At 70.9% G+C, this 20,779-nt stretch carries 15 protein-coding genes and 1 pseudogene; 7 read left to right on the forward strand and 9 right to left on the reverse strand.

Annotation, left to right across the window (positions count from 1 at the left end; genetic code table 11):
- Positions 1-34: 34 nt before the first annotated feature.
- Complete coding sequence (locus ACWGR4_RS19745; RefSeq protein WP_452130643.1) at positions 35-1,420, forward strand: ABC transporter substrate-binding protein; 1,386 nt, start codon at positions 35-37, stop codon at positions 1,418-1,420.
- 83 nt (positions 1,421-1,503) lie between these two features.
- On the opposite strand, the gene ACWGR4_RS19750 is transcribed toward ACWGR4_RS19745, so the two are convergent.
- Entirely contained in the window at positions 1,504-2,478 is a 975-nt protein-coding gene (locus ACWGR4_RS19750; protein WP_452133710.1) for a D-alanyl-D-alanine carboxypeptidase family protein, read from the reverse strand.
- A gap of 187 nt (positions 2,479-2,665) precedes the next feature.
- Between ACWGR4_RS19750 and moaA the strand changes: the two genes are divergently transcribed.
- Positions 2,666-3,673 carry a GTP 3',8-cyclase MoaA gene (gene moaA, locus ACWGR4_RS19755; protein WP_452133709.1) on the forward strand — a complete coding sequence of 336 codons (1,008 nt, stop codon included), beginning with the start codon at positions 2,666-2,668 and terminating at the stop codon, positions 3,671-3,673.
- A gap of 45 nt (positions 3,674-3,718) precedes the next feature.
- Here the strand turns inward: moaA and ACWGR4_RS19760 are convergent, their stop codons facing one another.
- The 5 genes and pseudogenes from ACWGR4_RS19760 to ACWGR4_RS19780 form a co-directional block, all read right to left on the reverse strand.
- On the reverse strand, positions 3,719-3,976 hold the full coding sequence (locus ACWGR4_RS19760; protein WP_380011076.1) for a hypothetical protein: 258 nt from the start codon (positions 3,974-3,976) through the stop codon (positions 3,719-3,721).
- A 519-nt stretch (positions 3,977-4,495) separates the two neighbouring features.
- Positions 4,496-4,801, reverse strand: a pseudogene (locus tag ACWGR4_RS19765) (DUF3099 domain-containing protein); the annotation flags it as partial.
- Positions 4,802-4,913: 112 nt separating this feature from the next.
- On the reverse strand, positions 4,914-5,453 hold the full coding sequence (locus ACWGR4_RS19770; protein WP_452133708.1) for an RNA 2'-phosphotransferase: 540 nt from the start codon (positions 5,451-5,453) through the stop codon (positions 4,914-4,916).
- Between the two features lie 444 nt (positions 5,454-5,897).
- Complete coding sequence (locus ACWGR4_RS19775) at positions 5,898-7,307, reverse strand: metallopeptidase TldD-related protein (RefSeq protein WP_452133707.1); 1,410 nt, start codon at positions 7,305-7,307, stop codon at positions 5,898-5,900.
- Positions 7,304-8,827, reverse strand: coding sequence for a TldD/PmbA family protein (locus ACWGR4_RS19780; RefSeq protein ID WP_380011070.1), 1,524 nt, complete (start codon positions 8,825-8,827; stop codon positions 7,304-7,306). Before ACWGR4_RS19780 ends, ACWGR4_RS19775 begins: the two co-directional genes overlap by 4 nt.
- A 418-nt stretch (positions 8,828-9,245) precedes the next feature.
- Here ACWGR4_RS19780 and fabG point away from each other — a divergent pair, with 418 nt between their 5' ends.
- Both fabG and fabI read left to right on the forward strand, forming a co-directional pair.
- Positions 9,246-9,950 (forward strand): 3-oxoacyl-[acyl-carrier-protein] reductase, encoded by a 705-nt coding sequence (gene fabG / locus ACWGR4_RS19785; RefSeq protein ID WP_380011068.1) that lies wholly within the window; start codon positions 9,246-9,248, stop codon positions 9,948-9,950.
- Positions 9,951-9,954: 4 nt separating this feature from the next.
- Positions 9,955-10,734, forward strand: coding sequence for an enoyl-ACP reductase FabI (gene fabI, locus ACWGR4_RS19790; RefSeq protein ID WP_452133706.1), 780 nt, complete (start codon positions 9,955-9,957; stop codon positions 10,732-10,734).
- Between the two features lie 120 nt (positions 10,735-10,854).
- Here fabI and ACWGR4_RS19795 read toward each other — a convergent pair whose 3' ends face one another.
- Positions 10,855-11,148 (reverse strand): hypothetical protein, encoded by a 294-nt coding sequence (locus ACWGR4_RS19795; protein ID WP_126641373.1) that lies wholly within the window; start codon positions 11,146-11,148, stop codon positions 10,855-10,857.
- A gap of 440 nt (positions 11,149-11,588) precedes the next feature.
- Here ACWGR4_RS19795 and ACWGR4_RS19800 point away from each other — a divergent pair, with 440 nt between their 5' ends.
- Positions 11,589-13,937 (forward strand): MMPL family transporter, encoded by a 2,349-nt coding sequence (locus tag ACWGR4_RS19800; protein ID WP_380011061.1) that lies wholly within the window; start codon positions 11,589-11,591, stop codon positions 13,935-13,937.
- A gap of 198 nt (positions 13,938-14,135) precedes the next feature.
- Entirely contained in the window at positions 14,136-14,651 is a 516-nt protein-coding gene (locus ACWGR4_RS19805) for a SixA phosphatase family protein (RefSeq protein WP_078977748.1), read from the forward strand.
- A 224-nt stretch (positions 14,652-14,875) separates the two neighbouring features.
- Here ACWGR4_RS19805 and serB read toward each other — a convergent pair whose 3' ends face one another.
- Both serB and ACWGR4_RS19815 read right to left on the reverse strand, forming a co-directional pair.
- Complete coding sequence (gene serB / locus ACWGR4_RS19810; protein ID WP_380011057.1) at positions 14,876-16,060, reverse strand: phosphoserine phosphatase SerB; 1,185 nt, start codon at positions 16,058-16,060, stop codon at positions 14,876-14,878.
- 86 nt (positions 16,061-16,146) lie between these two features.
- Positions 16,147-17,670, reverse strand: coding sequence for a streptophobe family protein (locus tag ACWGR4_RS19815; protein WP_452132507.1), 1,524 nt, complete (start codon positions 17,668-17,670; stop codon positions 16,147-16,149).
- A gap of 315 nt (positions 17,671-17,985) precedes the next feature.
- Between ACWGR4_RS19815 and ACWGR4_RS19820 the strand changes: the two genes are divergently transcribed.
- Positions 17,986-20,535, forward strand: coding sequence for an FHA domain-containing protein (locus ACWGR4_RS19820; RefSeq protein WP_452132508.1), 2,550 nt, complete (start codon positions 17,986-17,988; stop codon positions 20,533-20,535).
- The last annotated feature ends 244 nt before the right edge of the window (positions 20,536-20,779 follow it).

The following is a 20,779-nucleotide window of genomic DNA, read 5'->3' on the forward strand; positions in this document are numbered from 1 at the left end:
TTCCCCGCCGGCCCCGGGTCACCGAGGAGCACGCATGCATCGTCGTATCCACGGACGGCGCATGCCGTGCGCCTCGGTGGCCCTGGTGCTGTCCGGCGTGTTGTGCGCGGTCGCCGCACTGACCGGGTGCGGTTCGCGGCTGCCGGAGCGCGACTTCCGCGAGGAGCGTGGCCCGGCACCCGCGTCCGCCGGCACGGCGGCGAATACCAACACCGCGTCCGACGTGGGCATCACGCCCACCGAGATCACCGTGGGCATGATCGACACCGTCCAGGGGGTGCTCGGCAACGAGACCTTCTCCGGGCCGATGTACGGTGCCCAGGCCTATTTCAAGGCACTCAACGACCGCGGCGGGGTGAACGGGCGCCGAGTGAAGGTGTCCGCCTGCGACGACAACGGCTACGGCGTGGCCAACCAGCGCTGCGCCCGTCGACTGGTCGAGGACGACAAGGTGTTCGCCTTCGCGGGCAACAGCATCTACAGCTACAACGCCGCCCAGTACGTCAGCGACAAGGGCGTGCCCGACGTCGGCGGGCAGCCGATCGGGACCGCGTACGAGACGTACCCGCACCTGTACTCGATCTACGGATCGCGCGCGCCACGCGACGGCAAGGTGGGCTGGGACGGCCGGCTGTACGCGAGCACCGAGGTCTACCGCTACTTCAAGGAGAAGCTCGGCGCCCGCACCGCCGCCGTGGTGTCGTACAACCAGGCCGACTCCGCGCGCTACGCGCAGACCGTCGCCGACGGACTGCGCGCCGAGGGCTACACGGTCGTCGAAAAGCAGGTCGACTTCGCGCTGCCGAACTTCGCCGCCGCGGTGGTGGACATGCGCAGCAAGGGTGTCGACATCGTCTTCGACGCGGTGGACACGCGCGGCAACGTCGAACTGTGCAAGGCGATGGACGGCAGCGACCTGCGGGTGACCGCCAAGGTGACCAACGTACAGAACTGGAACGCGCGCGTCGGCGAGGACTTCAAGGCGTCTTCGACCTGCCGCAACAGCATCTACGCGACCGGCAACAGCCGCGGCTACACGGACACGGGGCAGCCCGCGGTGGCCGAGTTCCGGGCCGCGATGAAGAAGTACTTCCCCGACCGCGAGGACAAGCTCTCCCAGTGGGAACTGGAGGGCTGGGCCTCGGCGATGTGGCTCGCCGACGCGATCGCCTCGTGCGGCGCGAAGGTCACCCGGTCCTGCGTCGAGGGCTTCGTCAACCGCCCCGAGGGCTACGACGCGCACGGCCTGCTGATCCCGGTCGACTTCAAGGCCGAACCGGTCGACCGCGTCGCCGCGCCCACCCGCACCTGCTTCGACGTGGCCCGCTGGCAGGACGGCGCCCCGGGCGGCTGGATCGCCCAGGTGCCGGACATGACCACGAACTGCTTCGACGTACCGTCCCTGCCGTACAAACCGTGAGCCCGGATCGCCGTCAACGCCCGTCGGCACGCCACGCGCGCGGAAGCCGGCCGGCTTCCGCGCGCGTGGGGTCGGGCGTGGGGTCAGTCGGCGTCCAGGGCGCTGGGGAGGCGGGGTGGGCAGCCGTTGGTGTATGAGGCGTTGTACTCGAAGTGCCATTCCTCGTTGTCGTACATCCGGCACCACCCGTACTTGCTGCCCTTGGCCTGGAGCCAGGCCTGGGCGTTGGCCGGGTAGATGTCCACCGCGACGCCCTGGACGTGCATCGACTTCTCCGGCGGCAGCACCCAGTGCAGCGCCGCCTCGCGCGAGCCGACCTCGGCGATCTTCTCGTCCAAGAGCCGTTGCTGGTGTGCCCAGCCGCGTTTGCCGGAGTTCAGGTTCAGCTTGATGCCCTCGGCCGCCATCGCCTGGTCGATCTTCTTCCACGCGGCGTACGCGGCCGGGGTGAGCGCCTTCGGGTCCTTCGGCGCGTCCTTGTCGTTGGCGGGCGCCTTGGCGGTGCTCGACGCGGACGATTTCGGCGGCTTGGTCGTCGCCGACTTGCTCGACGGGGAGCCGGAGGAGGGGGCGTTCGTGGGGGCCGTCTGGGTGTTCGGGGCCTGTTCGGGGTTCGGCGTCACCTGCGCGCCCACCGAGTCGGCCCGGTCCTTCTTGTCGTCGTCGCCACCGCCGAGGAACAACACCGCGCCGACCCCGGCCCCGCCGAGGATCAGCGCGCCCGCCAGGCTCCAGGCCACCAGCTTGCCGCGCCGACGCCGTGCCGGCTCCGGTTCGTCCGCGGGGGCCGGTCGGGGAGGCTCGGCGACGGGCGCGGCCGAGCCGACGGGCGGCTGCTCACGCGTGTACCAGTCGGCCGGAACCGGCGTGGTCTCCGCGTCGAACCTGCCCGGCGTACCGGGTATGCCGGTGCCGCCGGGCGGCTGCGATCCGGGTGGACCGGCCGCGTGCCCCGAGCCCGAACTGTGCTGTTCCCACGAGGTGTCCAGGAAGTGCGCTCCGTCGGGTGTGCCCCCTTCGTCGGGCTGTGGTTCTCCGCTGCCCGCTGCGTGTCTCACTGGTGAAGCCTCCTCGTAGTGAGCCTGGATCCTCTCGCGGATCACGCGCGCCGAGCGAGCCACGGTTGTCCCGACCTGTGTGGGATACACCACTGCAACCGTTCCGGCGTCCGGCTCGTAGCCTGGGGACCGGTCGAAGCGACCCGCGTAACCTGGGAAGCTTGCCGCAAGGAGAAAGGGGTCGAAGGTGAGCACGCACCACCGCACCGGAGGACTCGTCGACGGTTTCGGTCGCATCGCGACCGATCTGCGGGTGTCGCTGACCGACCGCTGCAACCTGCGGTGCACGTACTGCATGCCCGAAGAGGGGCTGGACTGGCTGGCCAAACCCGAGCTGCTGACCGGCGAGGAGATCTCCCGCCTGGTACGGATCGCGGTGACCATGCTCGGTGTGCGCGAGGTCCGCTTCACCGGCGGCGAGCCGCTGCTGCGCCGCGAGCTGGTCGACATCGTCCGCGAGGCCGCCGCCCTGGAGCCGCGCCCGAAGTTGTCCGTCACCACGAACGGGATCGGCCTGGCCCGCCTGGCGCCCACGCTGCGCGAGGTCGGCCTGGACCGGGTCAACGTCTCGCTGGACACCCTCGACCCGGCCCGATTCAAGGCGATGACCCGCCGCGACCGGCACGCCGATGTGGTGGCCGGGCTGGCCGCCGCAGTGGACGCCGGGCTCGGTCCGGTCAAGGTCAACACCGTGCTGATGCGCGGAGTGAACGACGACGAGGCCGCCGCGCTGCTCGCGTGGTGCCTGGAGCGCGGCTACGAGCTGCGCTTCATCGAGCAGATGCCGCTGGACGCGCAGCACGGCTGGCAGCGCTCGGAGATGATCACCGCCGGGGAGATCCTGACCGCGCTGCGCTCGGCGTTCCGGCTCGACCCCGAGTCCGGGCGCGGCAGCGACCCCGCCGAGCGCTGGCTCGTGGACGGCGGCCCGGGCACGGTGGGCGTGATCGGCTCGGTCACCCGCCCGTTCTGCGAGGCGTGCGACCGGACCCGGCTGACCGCCGACGGGCAGATCCGCAATTGCCTGTTCGCGCGCGAGGAGTCCGATTTGCGCGCGGCCTTGCGCGGCGGCGCGGACGACGCGGAGATCGCCGACCGCTGGCGCGCCGCGATGTGGACGAAGAAGGCCGGCGCCGGCATCGACGACCCGGAGTTCCTCCAGCCCGACCGACCGATGTCGGCGATCGGCGGCTGACCCACCGGCGTCGTCGCACGCCGACGCGCGCTCGCGCGATGCCTCTCAGGACCGTTCGTGGGCCGATCCGCCCGGGGGCTCCGGCTCGTGCCAGTCGGCGAACGCCACCGTGTCCTTGAGGAATCCGCGAATCCCCAGAAACTCGGCCAAATGCTCACGGTGCTCGTCGCACGCGAGCCACGTTTTGCGCCGTTCCGGGGTGTGCAGCTTGGGGTTGTTCCAAGCCAGAACCCACCGGGCGTCGGCGCGGCAACCCTTCGCCGAACAGATCGGTCGACCGGGATCGGCGGGGGTGGGAAACATGCCCACCAGTGTCGCAGACGAGGCCGTTCACCCCGCATCGGTGCCTGTCACCAGGAGCTGACCCTGTGTCAGGCACCAACCGGAGCGCTGCTCTCAGTAAGCAACGGGCTGGTGCGGTATCGCCGTGCGGATCCACCTGCGGACCGGCGAAAGACCCCGGACACGGGCGATGCCGGGCAGCCACGGGGGGAGCCGCCCGGCATCGCGTCGGTCGCTCCGACGGGGGATACGGAGCACGTTTCGAAGTATGGCACGTCCGGCCGGCGGTTGAAGCACCAACCCGCGTAGCGCTTGCCGCTAATTTTTGACGCTGTGCGAAGGGGCACCCTTCGGGTCACCGATGTGGCCCCGATCGGCAGCCTCGGGGTCACCGTGTGTATCCGAATTCGTGTGCGACAAAAGGTCGGTCGGTTCCGCGCCGGCCGCCGGTGGGGTCCCGACGGTCGTCGTCCACGAGTCCTCGGAGTGTGTGTGCAACGTCTCCCGCTCGGCGCTGGTGAGGACCGCGCCGGGCGGCGGCTCCAGCGCCTTGGGCGGCAGCGGGGGTACGAACTGCGCCTGCACCGGCGCGTTCGAGGTGGGCTCGCGACCCGCGTTGGCCAGCACCACAGCGATGTAGGGCAGGAACAGCGCGCCGGCGACCAATATCCACCGCCACGGCGACGGGGTGAACACCGCCGCCACGAAGCACACGGTGCGGATCGACATCGAGATGACATACCGGCGTTGGCGCCCGGCCACGTCCTCGGTCAGCCCCTTGCGCGCACCACTGATCTGGAACACCGCGCCCTTGGTGTTTTTCACGGTCCCACCGTCTCCGCCCATGTGACCACACACTCGTCCGCATCTTCACGGTACGCCCGCGTGTGCCCCACACCGAGAGCGGGGGCGGGAGCTTTGCCGCGAGCTGACCCGAGTGGGGGATGCGCCGGGCCGGTCAGTCGCGCCGGTCCAGATACTGCGGCGGCACCGCCGGGACCAGCCAGACGCCGTTGTCCGAGCAGCGGAACACATGCCCGTCGGCGACCATGCGCTCGGCCCGCACCGCAAACACCACCGGCCGACCGCGCCGCGCGCCCACCCGGCGCGCCGTCTCCACGTCGACGGACAGGTGCACGTCGTGCCGATCCATCGGCCGCAGCCCCTCGACCAGGATCGCGGCCACACTCCGGGGGCTCGTCCCGTGGAAGAGCACGGCGGGCGGCACCGCCTCGACCAGCCCCAGGTCCACCGCGACGGTGTGCCCCTGACTGGCCCGGATCCGGGTCCCGTCCGCCGAGAACGCGAACCGCCGCTTGTCGTTCTCCGCGACCACCCGTTCGAGCTGAGCGCGCGACAACCCCACCCCGCGCGCGGCACAGGCCGCGAGCAACACATCCACCTCGACCCACCCGGCCTCGTCCAGGACGATCCCGAGCCGCTCGGGCTGATGCCGCAGATGCCGGGAGAGATACTTCGAAATCTTGACGATGTTCATGATGAACCCCAACAAAACCACGAAGCCCCACCCGAGCACACCGGCTTTTCCCGGTCAGGCCAACGCCGGGCGAGCCCATAAAGCCCACCCGACGTCCGAGAAAACCACAGCCATCTCCGGGCCCGAGCCGAACACCCGCCCGCCCAACGCGCCGGCGACCCGCCACCGCCTCCACAACCCGAGCCCAAGATCCAGCCCGCCCAACGCGCCGGCGACCCGCCTCCGTAACCCGAGCCGGACTTCCGCCCGTCCAGCGCGGCAGCGACCCGCAACCGCCCCCGTGATCCGAGCCGAATATCCAGCCCGTGCCGAATATCCAGCCCGTCCGGCGTTTGAGGACACCGGGCCGGAGGCCACCGGCAAACGGCAGCCTCCGGCGCCAGGCGGTGCCGAAACCCCTCAGCCGGCCGGCGCTTGAGGACAGGCCGGCCCGCTCCCCAACCGCTACTGCGCCCGACTCGGCGACGACATGTTGAAGTCCCGCACCCGCAGCGCCGGCATCGCCGCCCGCGTGAACCAGTCACCCCACTCGCGCGGATACGTACGCTCGGTCCGCCCCGCCTCGACGGCCCGCCCCAACACGTCCACCGGCGACTCGTTGAAGCGGAAATTGTTCACCGCCCCGACCACCTCGCCGCCCTCCACCAGGTACACCCCGTCCCGGGTCAACCCCGTGAGCAGCAGCGTCTGCGGATCCACCTCGCGGATATACCAGAGGCACGTCAGCAGCAGCCCGCGCTCGGTCGACGCGACCATCTCCGCCAACGTCCGCCCGCCGGCCGGCGCGTCCAGGATCAGGTTGTCGATCTCCGGCGCGACCGCGAGCCCCGTCAGCTCGGCGGTGTGCCGATTGGTCCCCAGCGCCGTGAGCACGCCGTCGGTGACCCAGTTCGTGCGCTCCAGCGGCAGCCCGTTGTCGAACACCGACGCCGTGTCGCTCGACGCGTGCGCGATGGTGAACGGCGCGCTCTCCAGGCCCGGGTGGTTCGGGTCGCTGAACAGGGTCAGCGGCAGCTCGGTGAGCCGGTCGCCGACCCGCGTGCCGCCGCCCGGCCTGCTGAAGACCGTACGGCCCTCGTGCGCGTCCCGGGCGCCGCCCTGCCAGTACATGTAGACCATCAGGTCCGCGACCGCCGACGGCGGCAGCAGGGTCTCGTAGCGGCCCGCCGGCAGGTCGATTGTGCGGGTCGCCCAGGACAGCCGCTCGGCGAGGTCCGCGTCCAGCGCCGCCAGGTCCACGTCCCGGAAGTCGCGGGTCGGCGCGCCGCCCCACGCGGAGCGGGTCAGGTCGCCCGACTTGGCGTTCAACTCGACGTGCCCGGTGGGCTGGTCGTGCCGGCGCCGCAGCCCGGCGGAGGTGCCCACGTAGCTGGAGGTCAGCTGGTGCGAGGCGAACCCGTACAGCAGCCGGTCCGCCTCCCGGGCCCGCCCGAACGCGGCGCCCAGCTCCGGCGCGAAGTCCGCGAACACGCCGATGGACGTCTGCGCCGGCGCCTCGGTGAAGCCGTCGTCCGGGCCGCCCGAGGCCCCCAGGAGCGGTCGCGCGTCCTCGGCCGGACCGGCCTCGCGGGCCGCCGCCTCCGCGGCCCGTACCAGGTCCTCCAGCCGATCCACCGTCACGCCGCTGCGCGAGACGGTCCCGGACGCGGTGCCCTCGGTGCCCGCGACCGTGGCCACCACGGTCACCCGCCGGCCCCGCGTCTCGCCGTTGGTGGTCAGCGCGTTGCCCGCCCAGCGCAGGTTCGCCGCCGACGTCTCCTCGGCGATCACCACGCAGCCGTCCGCCTTCGACAGCGCCAGCGCCCGCTCGACCGTCTCGTCCGGCCGCGTCACCACGGTCTGCCCGCCGCTCATCGACCCGCCTCCTGAACCGTGTTGAGGACCTTCACGCCGCGGAACAGCGCCGACGGACACCCGTGGCTGACCGCCGCGACCTGCCCGGGCTGCGCCTTGCCGCAGTTGAAGGCGCCGCCGAGAACGTAGGTACCGGGACCGCCGACCGCCTCCATCGAGCCCCAGAAGTCGGTCGTGGTGGCCTGGTAGGCGAAGTCCTTGACCTGCCCGACGATCCGGCCGTCCTCGATCAGGTAGGCCCGCTGGCCGGTGAACTGGAAGTTGTACCGCTGCATGTCGATCGACCACGACTTGTCGCCGACGATGTACAGGCCGCGATGCACCCGGCCGATCAGCTCGGCGGTGGACAGGTCGTCCGCGCCCGGCTGCAGCGAGACGTTGGCCATGCGCTGCACCGGGACGTGCCCGGGGGAGTCGGCGAAGGCACAGCCGTTGGACCGGCCCAGGCCCTGCATCAGCGCCATCCGCCGGTCCAGCTGATAGCCGGTCAGCACGCCGTCGGTGACCAGGTCCCAGCTCTGCGTCGCCACGCCCTCGTCGTCGAAGCCGATGGTGGCCAGGCCGTGTTGCACGGTGCGGTCGCCGGTGACGTGCATCACCGGCGAGCCGTACTTGAGCTTGTTCAGCTGGTCGAACGTGGCGAACGAGGTGCCCGCGTAGGCGGCCTCGTAGCCGAGCGCGCGGTCCAGTTCGGTGGCGTGCCCGATCGACTCGTGGATGGTCAGCCACAGGTTGCTCGGGTCGATCACCAGGTCGTACTCGCCGGCCTCGACGCTCGGCGCCTTGACCCGCTCGGCGAGCAGCCCCGGCAGCGACGCCAGCTCCTCGTCCCAGTCCCAGCCCACGCCCTTGACGTACTCCCAGCCCCGACCGACCGGCGGCGCGATGGTGCGCATTGTCTCGTAGGCGCCCGACTCGCGGTCCACCGCGATCACGGTCAGCTGGGGGTGTATCCGCACCCGCTGCTGCGTGGTCGTGGTGCCGGCCGAGTCGGCGTAGAACTTGTTCTCCTGGACCACCATGCACGTGGCATCCACGTGGTCCACGCCGTCGGCGGCGAGCAGTTCGCGGCTCCACCTCGCCAACAGGCCGATCCGCTCGGCCTCGGGCACGTCGAACGGGTTGATCCGGTACGCCGAGATCCAGGTCTCGTCGGCGTGTACCGGCTCCTCCGCCAGCGCCACTATCTCGCCCGCGCCGGCCGCCTCGCTCACCGAGCGGGACACGCGCGCGACCGCGACCGCCTGCTCGGCGACGTACGCCGCCGCCTCGGGGGTCAGATCAACCCCCGCCGCGAAGCCCCACGCCCCCTCGTGCACGACCCGGACCGCGAAGCCCACATCGGTGGTGTCCACGGACGAGTCGGTGCGTCCGTCGCGCAGCCGGAAGGACGCGTCTCGTACGCGCTCGAAGCGGAAGTCCGCGTGTTCGGCGCCCAGTTCCCCGGCTCGGGACAGGGCCGCGGCGGCCAACTCCCGAAGGGGATAGGCGAGGAACGTCGGATCGATCTCGTTGGGCACCCATTCCTCCATACGTTCGGCCTGTCGGCTCGCGTCGTTCAGTCAACCAGACACGCCGTCGCCGGCATTCCGGTCTCCCGGAAGGACCGGTCGTGTGCTCGGACGGGTCTTGCGCCGGGGCAACCGGAACGAAACATGCCGGAGGCAGGCCGGCCGGATTCCGTCGGTGCCCGAGCGGTGGAGGGGATCGTTCCGTTTTCCGTCGGTCTTGTCGGGTTCCCACAACGAACCGTCCGGGGACGCTGTGCCGGACCGGATTCCCGTTACCCCGGGGTAGCCCGATAGCGTCATCGTGACGCGAGTCGAGGTCTGCCCGGGCGCCACCCGGGACGTGCGTGAGCACGGCCGAGGACGGTCGAGGAACAGTCGGCGATATTCGGGGATACCCCGGAACATCCCAGAACAGAGGAGTGATCCGTTGAGCCGGTCCGTACTGGTCACGGGAGGAAACCGGGGCATCGGCCTGGCCATCGCCCGGGCCTTCGCCGCCGACGGCGACAAGGTCGCGATCACGTATCGCTCCGGCGAGCCCCCGGAGGGGCTGCTCGGCGTGCGGTGCGACATCACCGACGGCGAGCAGGTCGAGCAGGCGTTCAAGGAGGTCGAGGCCGCGCACGGCCCGGTCGAGGTGCTGATCGCCAACGCCGGCATCACCCGGGACACACTCCTGCTCCGGATGAGCGAGGAGGATTTCACCAGCGTCGTCGACACCAACCTCACCGGCACGTTCCGCGTGGTCAAGCGGGCGAGCAAGGGCATGTTGCGGGCCCGCAAGGGACGCATCGTGCTGATCTCGTCGGTGGTCGGGCTGTCCGGCTCGGCGGGGCAGGCCAACTACGCGGCCTCCAAGGCCGGCCTGGTCGGCTTCGCCCGTTCGATCGCCCGCGAGCTGGGCTCGCGCAACATCACCACGAACGTGGTGGCGCCGGGCTTCGTGGACACCGCGATGACCGAGGTGCTGGGCGAGGAGCGCAAGGCGCAGATCCTCAAGGAGATCCCGCTGGCGCGCTACGCCGACGTGGACGAGGTGGCCGGCGTGGTCAGGTTCCTCACCTCCGACGCCGCGTCGTACATCACCGGAGCCGTCATCCCTGTGGACGGCGGACTTGGAATGGGGCACTGAACTCATGGGCGACCTGCTTGCGGGCAAGCGCATTCTCGTCACCGGCGTCATCACCGACGCCTCTCTCGGCTTCCACGTCGCCAAGCGGGCCCAGGAGGAGGGCGCCGAGGTCGTACTGACCGGATTCGGCCGGCTCTCGCTGGTCAACCGCATCGCGAACCGGCTGCCGAAGCCGGCCCCGGTGATCGAGCTGGACGTGACGAACGCCGAACACCTCGCGGTGCTCGCGGACAACGTGCGCGCGCACGTGCCGGCCCTGGACGGCGTCGTGCACTCGATCGCGTTCGGCCCGAAGGACGCCCTCGGCGGCAACTTCCTCAACACCGAGTGGCCCGACGTGGCCACCGCGGTGGAGGTCTCGGCGTACTCGCTGAAGTCGCTGACGATGGCCTGCCTGCCGCTCATGGAGGCGAACGAGGGGCGCGGCGGCTCGGTCGTCGGCCTCGACTTCGACGCGCAGGTGGCGTGGCCGGGTTACGACTGGATGGGTGTGGCCAAGGCCGCGCTCGAGTCGACCTCGCGCTACCTGGCCAAGTACCTGGGCGAGAAGAACATCAGGGTCAACCTGATCTCCTCGGGCCCGGTCAAGACGATGGCCGCGAACAGCATCCCGGGCTTCGAGAAATTCGAGGGCGTCTGGAACGAGAAGGCCCCGCTGGGCTGGGACCTGCGCGACTCGGACCCGGCCGCGCGGGGCGTGTGCGCGCTGCTGTCCGACTGGTTCCCGAAGACCACGGGCGAGGTCATCCACGTCGACGGCGGCCTGCACGCCATCGGCGCGTAGCGCGCGAGACGTCCGACGCAGCCCGATCGCCCGGCCGAACAGGTCGGGGGGTCGGGCCGCGTCGTTGTGGGCTGCGGCGTTGTTCGCGGGCGTAACGGCCGAGGGAGCGAAAAGCCTCGCTCAACCGGTCGCGGCGGCGATCGTTGCCGCGATGCCGATCAGGACCGTGATCAGCAGCATGATGCCCAGGATGCCGCCGAGTTGTCTGGCGGAGGACTTGTTCGGGTCCGGCGGCGCCAACACCGTCTGCCGGATCCCGTCGTCGCCGGACTCGGCGGCCTTGCGGGCCAGGATCTCGTTGCGCGCGTCGGAGCGCGCGACTTCCTCTGCGTGTGTGCGCTCCTCGCGGGCCTTGCGGGCCGCCATCGCCCGCTCGTACCGCGCCTTCGAGGATTCGCCGGATGTAGCAGCCATGCGGACGAGTTTCGCAGACCGGAACCGTCGGGCCGGCGGAGGGTGAGCCCGACGCCCGACCCGCCGCCCGTCCGCCTCGTACACCCCACCGGCCGGCGGCCCGTGTGTTCGAATCCCCGCCCCGGGAACTCCGGCCGGCCGCCCGGGCGTTGCACACGTGTAGATCCCTCAAACGAGTGACACCTCCCTCGGAAGATCGTTTCGGTATCGCCGCAGGTCACAGGGGTGTTTGGAGAACGTTCCCCTTACACGTATCCCGGTATGCCCCGAGTGATCACCGTGGCCCTCCTTCTCAGGGGTGGGGCCAGCCCTACTACGCAGGTGTGTCTGCCCCCCGGGCCAAGACACCGGTCCGCAGGATGTGGACCCCGGTCGCCCGCCAATAGCGTTTCCCGTGTCGAGGAAAACCTTCGGCAGCGGAGAACATAGGAGCGGGGACCATGGCATCCAGGCGCAATTTGGCCGCCTCGATCGGTGGCTGGAGTGCACAGCATCGGAAAACGGCGGTATTCGGGTGGCTGCTGTTCGTGGTCCTCGCCGTGGTGATCGGCGGTATGAGCGGGACGGACAAGATCACCAAGGCCGAGCGCGGTGTGGGGGAGTCGGGTCGCGCGGCACGCATCATCGACGACGCGGGCATCAGTGAGCCCGCCGGCGAGATGGTCCTGGTGCGCAGCGACAAGCTCGTCGCGCAGGACCCGAAGTTCCGCGCCGCCGTGGACGACGTGATCAACCGCGTCAACGCCACGCAGATCAAGGACAAGGGCCCCGCCACTCAGCACCTGCGCTCTCCGTACGCCGGACAGGGCGGCATCTCCTCCGACAAGCACTCGGCGCTGATCCAGTTCGACATGGCCGGGGACAGCGAGAAGGCCGTCGACAACATCCAGCCGGTCCTGGACGCGGTGGCCGCGGCCCGCGGCGCGCACTCGGACGTGGTCATCGAGCAGTTCGGTGACGCCAGCGGCGACAAGTGGTTCAAGGACACCATCGCCAAGGACTTCACCCGCGCCGAATGGACCGCCGTCCCGCTCGCGCTCGGCATCCTGCTCGTCGCGTTCGGCGCCGTGGTCGCCGCCCTGCTGCCGGTGGCCCTCGCACTCACCGCGTTCATCGCCGCGGGCGGCCTGCTCGCGCTGAGCAGCCACCTGATGCCGGTGGGCGACAACGCGCAGTCGGTGATGTTGCTGATCGGTCTGGCCGTCGGTGTCGACTACTGCATGTTCTACCTGCGCCGGGAGCGGGAGGAGCGGGCCAAGGGCCGCGACCCCGAGACCGCGCTGCGGATCGCCGCCGCCACCTCCGGCCGGTCGGTGCTCATCTCCGGCATCACCGTGATCGTCGCGATGGCCGGCATGTTGCTCTCCGGTCTGAGCGAGTTCGAGTCGATGGCCTCCGCGACCATCCTCGTCGTGCTCACCGCGGTGCTCGGTTCGCTCACCGTGCTGCCCGCGCTGCTGTCGATGCTCGGCGACAAGGTGGACTTCGGCAAGATCCCCGGGCTGGCCAAGATGCGTCGCCCCACCGGCGGCAGCAAGGCCTGGGGCAAGATCCTGGGCGTGGTGCTCACCCGTCCCCGGGCCACCGCGGTCCTCGCCGGCGGTCTGCTGATCGCGCTGACCATCCCGGTGGTGGGCATGAAGACCGCCCAGCTGCCGCTCGACAAGGAACTGCCCACCGACCTGTCCATCGTGCAGACCTACCAGCACATCGAGAAGGCCTTCCCCGGCGGCCCGGCGCCCGCCCAGGTCGTGGTCAAGACCAAGAACCCCGACGACCCGAAGCTCCCCGCGGCCTTCGAGAACTTCCGCCGCGCCGCGATCGCCACCGGCAAGATGCACGAGCCGATCGAGGTCGAGCGCCAGGGCACCACCAACATCTTCAAGATCTCCGTACCGCTCGCCGGCGGCGGGCTCGACAAGACCAGCAACGACGCCCTGGCCACACTGCGGGACAAGGTCGTCCCGGAGACCCTGGACAAGGTCGACGGCATCCAGGACGCCCCGGTCACCGGCAACACCGCGGGCAACAAGGACTTCAACGACAAGCTCGGCGCGGCCCGCCTGCCGATCTTCGCCTTCGTGCTCGGCTTCGCGTTCCTGCTCATGCTGGTGTCGTTCCGCTCGATCGCCATCGCGGCCACCGCGATCGTGCTCAACCTGCTGTCGGTGGGCGCCGCGTACGGTGTGATGACGCTGGTCTTCCAGCACGGCTACGGCGACTTCCTGGTCGGCACCGACGCACCGGGGGCGGTCGTCTCCTGGATCCCGATGTTCCTGTTCGTGATCCTGTTCGGCCTGTCGATGGACTACCACGTGTTCGTGGTCTCCCGGATCCGTGAGGCCTACGACAAGGGCATGAACACCAAGGAGGCCGTGTCGCACGGGATCCGCACCACCGCCGGTGTGGTGACCAGCGCGGCGACGATCATGGTCGCGGTGTTCGCGGTCTTCGGCACCCTGTCGATGCAGTCGATGAAGCAGTTCGGTGTCGGCCTGGCGGTCGCGGTCCTGCTCGACGCCACGATCATCCGCGGTCTGCTGCTGCCGGCCGTGATGAGCCTGCTCGGCGACCACAACTGGTACCTGCCGCGCTGGCTGAACTGGCTGCCGCAGATGGACCACGGCGACGAGGCGGTCGACGTGCCGGCCCCGGCCGCCGAGCCGGCTCCGGCCTACGCCGGGGCGAACGGTTACCAGGCGCCCGGCTACGAGCCGGCGTACCCGGGGACCGGATACGACGAGAACGTGTCCTCCTCGCGGCGGATCCCCCGCCCGCCGGCCGGCTGATCGAAGGTCGGGTCACCACCGGCACCATGCCGGCGGTGACCCGACCACCCGCCACCTCCGCCGAAAGCACGGGTCGGGACCGGATACTCGGTCCCGACCCGTCGTGCGTGTCGGCGCCACCCGCCCGATTCGGCCGGCGCGGAAAACGGAAGCACCGACCCGCAGTGCACAACGGCCGATGTCTGAGAGGCTGAACCCATGGCATCCCACCGACAGCGCAATCTTGTGGTGATGAGGCACGCGAAGGCCGAGTGGCCCGACGGGCCGGACCACGAGCGACCCCTCGCCGAACGCGGCCGCAAGGACGCCGCCGAGACCGGGCACCGGCTGCTCGCCGGCGGCATCACCCCGGATCTGGTGGTGTGCTCCCCGGCGGTGCGCACCCGCGAGACCTGGCGGCTGGTCGGCAAGGTCTACGACCACAAGCCGCACACCGTCTACGACGAGCGGGTCTACGAGGCGAGCGCGCAGGCGCTCCTGTACCTCGTGCAGGAGACCCCCGACGAGGTCGACACGCTGCTGCTGATCGGGCACAACCCGGGAGTGGCCACGCTGGTCAACGCGTTGGCCGGCAGCGGTGAGGACGACACGCTCGTGCGGCTGCGGGAGAAGTACCCGACCTCGGCGGTGGCCGTACTCAGCCTGCACACCCCCTGGTCCGACCTCCAGGAACGCTCGGCCCACCTGACCAGATTCACCACCCCGGCCGGCTGAGCACCGAACCACACACCCAAAACGCCGGACCGGCCCCCAAAGCCGGTTCGGCGCTTCGGTTGTCGGAGCGGCACGAGGCCGACGATTCGGCCGGGGTCCGGCACATCCAGCCCGTCCGGCGTTCGAGGACAAGCTTTTCAGCCCGTCCGGAGTTTGAGGACGGCCCACCCCGGCTCGGGCAGACCCGGGCACGCGGTCGACCCGACCCGGTCGGCCGTACGGCGCTATGCGTCGGCGGCGTCGGCCGCCTCGATCTCGTCCCGCGTGACCCCGAGCAGGAACAACACGGTGTCCAGAAACGGCACATTGACCGCCGTGTCCGCGGCCTCCCGAACCACCGGCTTCGCGTTGAACGCCACCCCGAGCCCCGCGGCATTGAGCATGTCCAGGTCGTTCGCCCCGTCACCGATCGCGACGGTGGCCGTCAACGGCACCCCCGCCTCCGCCGCGAAGCCGCGCAACAACCGCGCCTTGCCCGCCCGGTCGACGATCTCGCCGACCACCCGCCCGGTGAGCTTGCCGTCGACCACCTCCAGGGTGTTCGCCGCGCTGTAGTCCAGCCCCAGCTTCTCCACCAGCACGTCGGTGACCTGGGTGAATCCGCCCGAGACGATGCCGACCTTGTAGCCGAGCCGCTTCAGCGTCCGCACCAGCGTGCGTGCCCCGCGGGTGAGGACGACCTGCTCGCGCACCCGGTCGATGGCACTTTCGTCCAGCCCCGCGAGCAGCGCCACCCGGGCCCGCAGCGACTCGGCGAAGTCCAGTTCGCCGCGCATCGCGGCGGAGGTGACCTCGGCCACCTCGTCCAGACAGCCCGCATGCTCCGCGAGCAGTTCGATCACCTCGCCCTGGATCAGGGTCGAGTCGACGTCCATCACGATCAGCCGCTTGGCCCGGCGCCGCAGCCCGGACGGCTGGACCGCGATGTCCACCCCACGCTCGGCGGCCTCGATGGCCAGTTCGAGCCGCAGCTTGTCGGTCTCCACGCCGGAGACCTGGAGCTCGATGGCGGTCACCGGATACTTGGCGAGTCGGAAGATCCGGTCGATGTTGGCGCCGGCGTTCGCGATCCGGTGCGCTATCCCGGCGAACGCGTCCGGCTCCAGCGGGTGGCCGAGCACGGTGACGTGCGAGCGGCCCTCGCCGCGCGGGCGGTTGTCGCCGACGCCGGACAGGATCTCCGCCTCCAGGCGCTCACCGTCCGCCCAGCGGTGTACGCCGGCCCGCAGTCGGCCCTCGTCGGTCGGCGTGGTGATCAGGACGCACAGCGTGAGCCGGCCCCGGGTGACGGTCTGCTCGACGTCGACGACCTCGACGGTGTGGCCGGCCAGGACATCGAAAAGGCTCGCCGTCACCCCCGGTCGGTCCTTGCCGAAGATCTTGACGAGAAGAGTGCGCGGCGCATTCATGATGCTTCACGGTACCGGCCGTTCGAGATCGACCGCCGCACCGGTCCACACTGCGAACAGCCGACGAATTGCCCGGCGGGCCGGATTCACCCAGGCCAGGGGCCCGACCGGGTCGGTCCCTGCGGGTCGGGCGGGGGCGGCGGGCGGTGCGTGGGGTCGGGTCTGTTCGAGTACGGCGGCGGTCCCGGCGGCGCGGGTGGCGCCGTGTGGACCGGGCGCGGCGGGCCGGCGGCGAGCGGTGCGGCGTCCGTCCTCCGGTAGCGCACCCAGTCCGCGAGCGCGCCGCCGACGAAGCCCGCACACGCGCCCCACAGCAGTCCGAGCAGCACCGTCCACAGATAGTCGGCGTGCAGCGACACCGACGCACCGGGGGAGACCACCCCGCCGAACACCGACACCGCGACCTTGAGCTGAAGCTGCATCAGATAGGCGATCACCAGCAACCCGCCGGCCAGCGCCACCGCGAACCGCCACGCGTGCTGATGCGGGCGCACCGACGCGGGCGCCCGCAGCGCCATCAGCGTCCCGCCGAGCAGCAGGAGCAGCGCGGAGAACAGCGGTACGAACCACGCCCGCGAGTCCAATTCGGCCAACCGGTCGATTCGGATCGGCAGACCGTCCCCCGCGGAGGCCTTGACCAGCTTGCCCAGCGGCCCGGGCAGACCGAACGAGAAGCCGCCGCCGGTGGGGTCGGTCGTGGTCGCCTTCCACGGGATGCCCAGGCCGAGCGAGGCGAGCAGCCAGACCGCGTTGGGCAGCGCGAAGAACATGCCGCCGATCATGCGCTTCGGCGCGGGCGCGGAGGCGGCCACGAACGGCGTACCCACCACCCCCGCGACCACCGCGGCGATCAGCACCGCGAGCACCCCGGCCACCGGCGGACGCAGCACCGCCCGGTGCCGCAACCACTTCACCGGCAGCGGACCGCGCACGGACACCCCGACGGCGACGGTCAGGGTGATCAGCAGCCACAACGCGCCGAAGGCGAGCGTGCCGGTCACGTCGGTCTCGAACCGGGCCGCGGCGCCCAGGCTGAAGATGTTCATCAGGTCCTGCGCCTTGGCGCCGCCGACCCGGGAGACGAACTGCTCGATGGGCAGCGTGTGTTTGCCCGTCGTCGCCACCACGCCGAGTGCGGCCATGGTGAACACCAGCACCCGCACGCCGTGTACGACCAGGTCCAACGTGCCGATCACCAACCGGTGTCGCAGCGGACGCAGGAACAACCAGCCGAGCACCAGCGCGCCGATCAGGCCGATGCCGAGCAGCATGATGTCGACCTTGCCGCTGCCCTGTGCGAGCGATACGTCACCGGTGAGTCGGCTGAGAATGTCGTCGCCCGTACCGCTCTTCTCGGTGCCCTTCAGGTCGACCGTGCCGCCGACCGCGAGCGCGACCACCGCCGCGACCAGCGCCGGCATCGTGCCCGAGCCCAGATCGTCGGCGCCGAGCAGCCACAACCCGAGCCACGCGGCGGCGGCCATCGCGCCGAACGCCGCGAGCACCGCGCCGAACGCGTGCAGCCACGGCGCGAGGCCGCCCCAGGAGGCGGGACCGGCCGCCGGCCGGGCCGGAGGCGGTGCGTTGTGCTGCTGCTGGTTCCAGGCCACGACCGCTCCTGTCACGTGCGACCCGACCGCCGGTCGAGCGGGACAAACTCGACTATCGAGCCGTCCCGAGTCACACGTCAACGGATTCCCCCGGACTCCCCCCACATGCCACCCCCACGCCCCCGCGACCGCGCCCGCCATGATCCGCCCGCGACCGCGCGCTCGCGCGGCCGAGCAGCAGAAGGCGAAGTTGATGTCGGAATCGTCCTTCGGAGTGGTTCACGGTGCTTCCGGACGAGAAAGCCTGCCCGGGAGGCCCCCGCGTCCCTACACTCTCGAAGGGTGGGGGACAGCTATACGCCAGAAGGACCGGCAGTGCCGCACCTGACCGTCGGCACCAGCGCCGGCGCGCCCGTGATCCTCGATCCCGGGCGCGAACACGTCGTCGGTCGCGATCCGTCCTGCGCGATCGTGCTCGACGACCGCCGGGTGAGTCGACGCCACGCGATCCTGCGGGTCGGCCCCGACGGCTGGGAGTTCGTCGACGGGAACAGTGTCAACGGCTCGTGGATGCGCGGCAATCGGGTGCACCGCGTGGTCGTCGGCCGAGGCTGCGAAGTGCTGCTCGGCGACCCGGACGACGGCGATCCGCTGCGCCTCGCGCCGGAGACGACCGTCACCGAGGTGGTGCCGCCGCGCATCGCGCGACACGACCACGTACAGATCCCCGAACCGCCCGGCCGCGGCGAACCACCCCCGCACCGCCCCGAATCGCCGTACACCCCCGAGCCGCCGTCGATCCCCGAGCCGCCCTCCGTCCCCGAGCCGCCGCGCCGAGTCCAGGACCGGCCGAACCCGCCGGCGCGCGCGCACATCGGCGCCGGGCCCGCCGTCGACCCGCGCCCGAGCGTGGACCGGCAGCCCAGCATGGTCATCCCGCTCCCGGTCCGCACCCTGCGCATCGGCCGCGCGCTGGACAACGACCTGGTCCTCACCGACCTGATGGTCTCCCGCCACCACGCCGAGTTGCGCACCACCCCCGGCGGCCGGCGCGAAATCGTCGACCTGGGCAGCCACAACGGCACGTTCCTCAACGGCCAACCGATCGAGCGGGCGCTGCTCGGCGAGGCCGACCTGGTCGGCATCGGGCACGCCACCTTCCGCCTCGACGGCCAGGAACTGCGCGAGTTCATCGACACCGGCGAGGTCTCCCTCGAGGTGCAGAACCTCACCGTCAAGGCCGGCAAGCGGGTCCTGCTCGACAACGTCTCCTTCCCGCTCGCCGAGCGCAACCTGCTCGCCATCGTCGGCGGTTCCGGCGCGGGCAAGTCCACCCTGCTCGGCGCGCTCACCGGCAGCCGGCGCGCGGCCAGCGGCAAGATTCTCTACGACGGCCGCGACCTGTACGCGAACAACGCCGAACTGCGCCAGCGCATCGGCCTGGTGCCGCAGGACGACATCCTGCACGCGCAACTCACCGCGCGCACCGCGCTGCGCTACGCCGCGCAACTGCGCTTCCCCGAGGACACCGAGGCGGCCGAGCGCGAGCGCCGGGTCGAGGAGGTGATCGGCGAGCTGAGCCTGGACAAGGTGCCGCGCGGCGCCGCCTCGCCGTACGCCGACACCAAGGTCAGCAGCCTCTCCGGCGGCCAGCGCAAGCGGGTCAGCGTCGCCGTCGAACTGCTCACCAAACCGTCCGTGTTGTTCCTCGACGAGCCCACCTCCGGGCTGGACGAGGGCCTGGAGCGTTCGGTGATGGAGAAGCTGCGCGAACTCGCCGACGACGGCCGCACCGTCATCGTGGTCACCCACAGCACCCGCAGCCTGAACGTGTGCGATCGCGTGCTCGTGCTCGCGCCCGGCGGCCGGATCGCCTTCTTCGGCCCGCCCGACGAGGCGCTGCCGTTCTTCGGCAAGGGCGACTGGCCCGAGGTCTTCACCATGTTCGACGACGAGCCCGACCGCGATTACGAGGGCCCGTTCCGTCGCTCGGAGTTGTACGGCAGGTACATAGAGGTGGGCCGGGACCGCGCGCACGCCGAACAGGGCGAGCGGGCGCAGGCGAAGCCGCCCAAGCCGCAGGGCTGGTTCTCCCAACTGACCACGCTGTCCCGGCGCTACCTCGCGGTGATCGCCTCCGACCGCAAATACCTGGCGCTGTTGGCCATAGCGCCGCTGTTCCTGGGCATGTTGTGCCGGGTCATCCCGGGCAAGCTGGTCAGTCCGCCGGGGTCGCCGCCGGGGTCGAACCAGGAGGCGACCACCAAGCTGCTCGTGCTGTTCGTGATCAGCGGCCTGATGGGCACCGCGACGGCGGTCAACGAGTTGATCAAGGAACGCGCGATCTACCGCCGCGAGCGCAGCGCCGGCCTCTCGGTCTCCGCCTACCTCGGCTCGAAGATCCTGGTGCTCGGCATGATCTCGGCGATCCAGGGCGCCGTGCTCACCGCCGTCGCGCTGGTCGGCGTGAAGTTGCCCGCCAAGGGCGTGGTGCTCGGGCCGCCGATCGTCGAGATCGGCATCGCGGTGGTGTTGTCGGCGATCGCGGCGATGGCGGTGGGGCTGGTGGTCTCCGCGTCGATCGGCAGCGCGGAGTTGGCGATGCCGCTGCTCGTGGTGATCGCGATCGTGCAGGTGGTGCTGTGCGGCGGGCTGTTCCCGCTCAACGGCAAGGCAGGCATCGAGCAGATCGCCTGGCTGGCCCCGGCCCGCTGGGCCTTCGCCGCGTCGGGCAGCACGATAGACCTCGCCACCCAACTGCCGCTCAAACCGGGGGAGTCCCCGGACCCGCTGTGGAAGCACGAGCCGGCCGTCTGGTACCGCAACATCGGCATCCTGACCGGCCAGATCGCGATATACGGGACGATCGCGCTGCTCATGCTGCGCCGGCTCGACCCGAAGACGCGGCGTCGGCGCGGCAAGTAGCGCGCTCCGGCCCCGGCGGGGTCCTCACGGCCGTACGGCGGCCGGGATCGTGCTCGTCAACACCTCGGGTGCGGCCCTGGACGGCGCGGGCGGCGTCACCGGCTTCCGGCACGTCTCCCTCGCCTGCGCGGCGATTGCCGTGGCGTCGGCCTCGGCCGTTCTGCCGGCGCGCGATCGACCGGACCCGGATCGGGCACGGGCGATGGCGCACCGAGGTGGGGCGGTCGCTGCGCCGCGAGCGGTT

It is taken from the genome of Embleya sp. NPDC055664 (assembly GCF_053618075.1).

What these genes read in the sequence shown, in the direction of transcription:
- ACWGR4_RS19795 (WP_126641373.1), bottom strand. Translation starts at nt 11,148, where the DNA reads ATGGCTGCTACATCCGGCGAATCCTCGAAGGCGCGGTACGAGCGGGCG.
- ACWGR4_RS19805 (WP_078977748.1), top strand. Translation starts at nt 14,136, where the DNA reads ATGGCATCCCACCGACAGCGCAATCTTGTGGTGATGAGGCACGCGAAG.
- fabI (WP_452133706.1), top strand. Translation starts at nt 9,955, where the DNA reads ATGGGCGACCTGCTTGCGGGCAAGCGCATTCTCGTCACCGGCGTCATC.
- serB (WP_380011057.1), bottom strand. Translation starts at nt 16,060, where the DNA reads ATGAATGCGCCGCGCACTCTTCTCGTCAAGATCTTCGGCAAGGACCGA.
- ACWGR4_RS19770 (WP_452133708.1), bottom strand. Translation starts at nt 5,453, where the DNA reads ATGAACATCGTCAAGATTTCGAAGTATCTCTCCCGGCATCTGCGGCAT.
- ACWGR4_RS19800 (WP_380011061.1), top strand. Translation starts at nt 11,589, where the DNA reads ATGGCATCCAGGCGCAATTTGGCCGCCTCGATCGGTGGCTGGAGTGCA.
- ACWGR4_RS19775 (WP_452133707.1), bottom strand. Translation starts at nt 7,307, where the DNA reads ATGAGCGGCGGGCAGACCGTGGTGACGCGGCCGGACGAGACGGTCGAG.
- ACWGR4_RS19745 (WP_452130643.1), top strand. Translation starts at nt 35, where the DNA reads ATGCATCGTCGTATCCACGGACGGCGCATGCCGTGCGCCTCGGTGGCC.
- ACWGR4_RS19760 (WP_380011076.1), bottom strand. Translation starts at nt 3,976, where the DNA reads ATGTTTCCCACCCCCGCCGATCCCGGTCGACCGATCTGTTCGGCGAAG.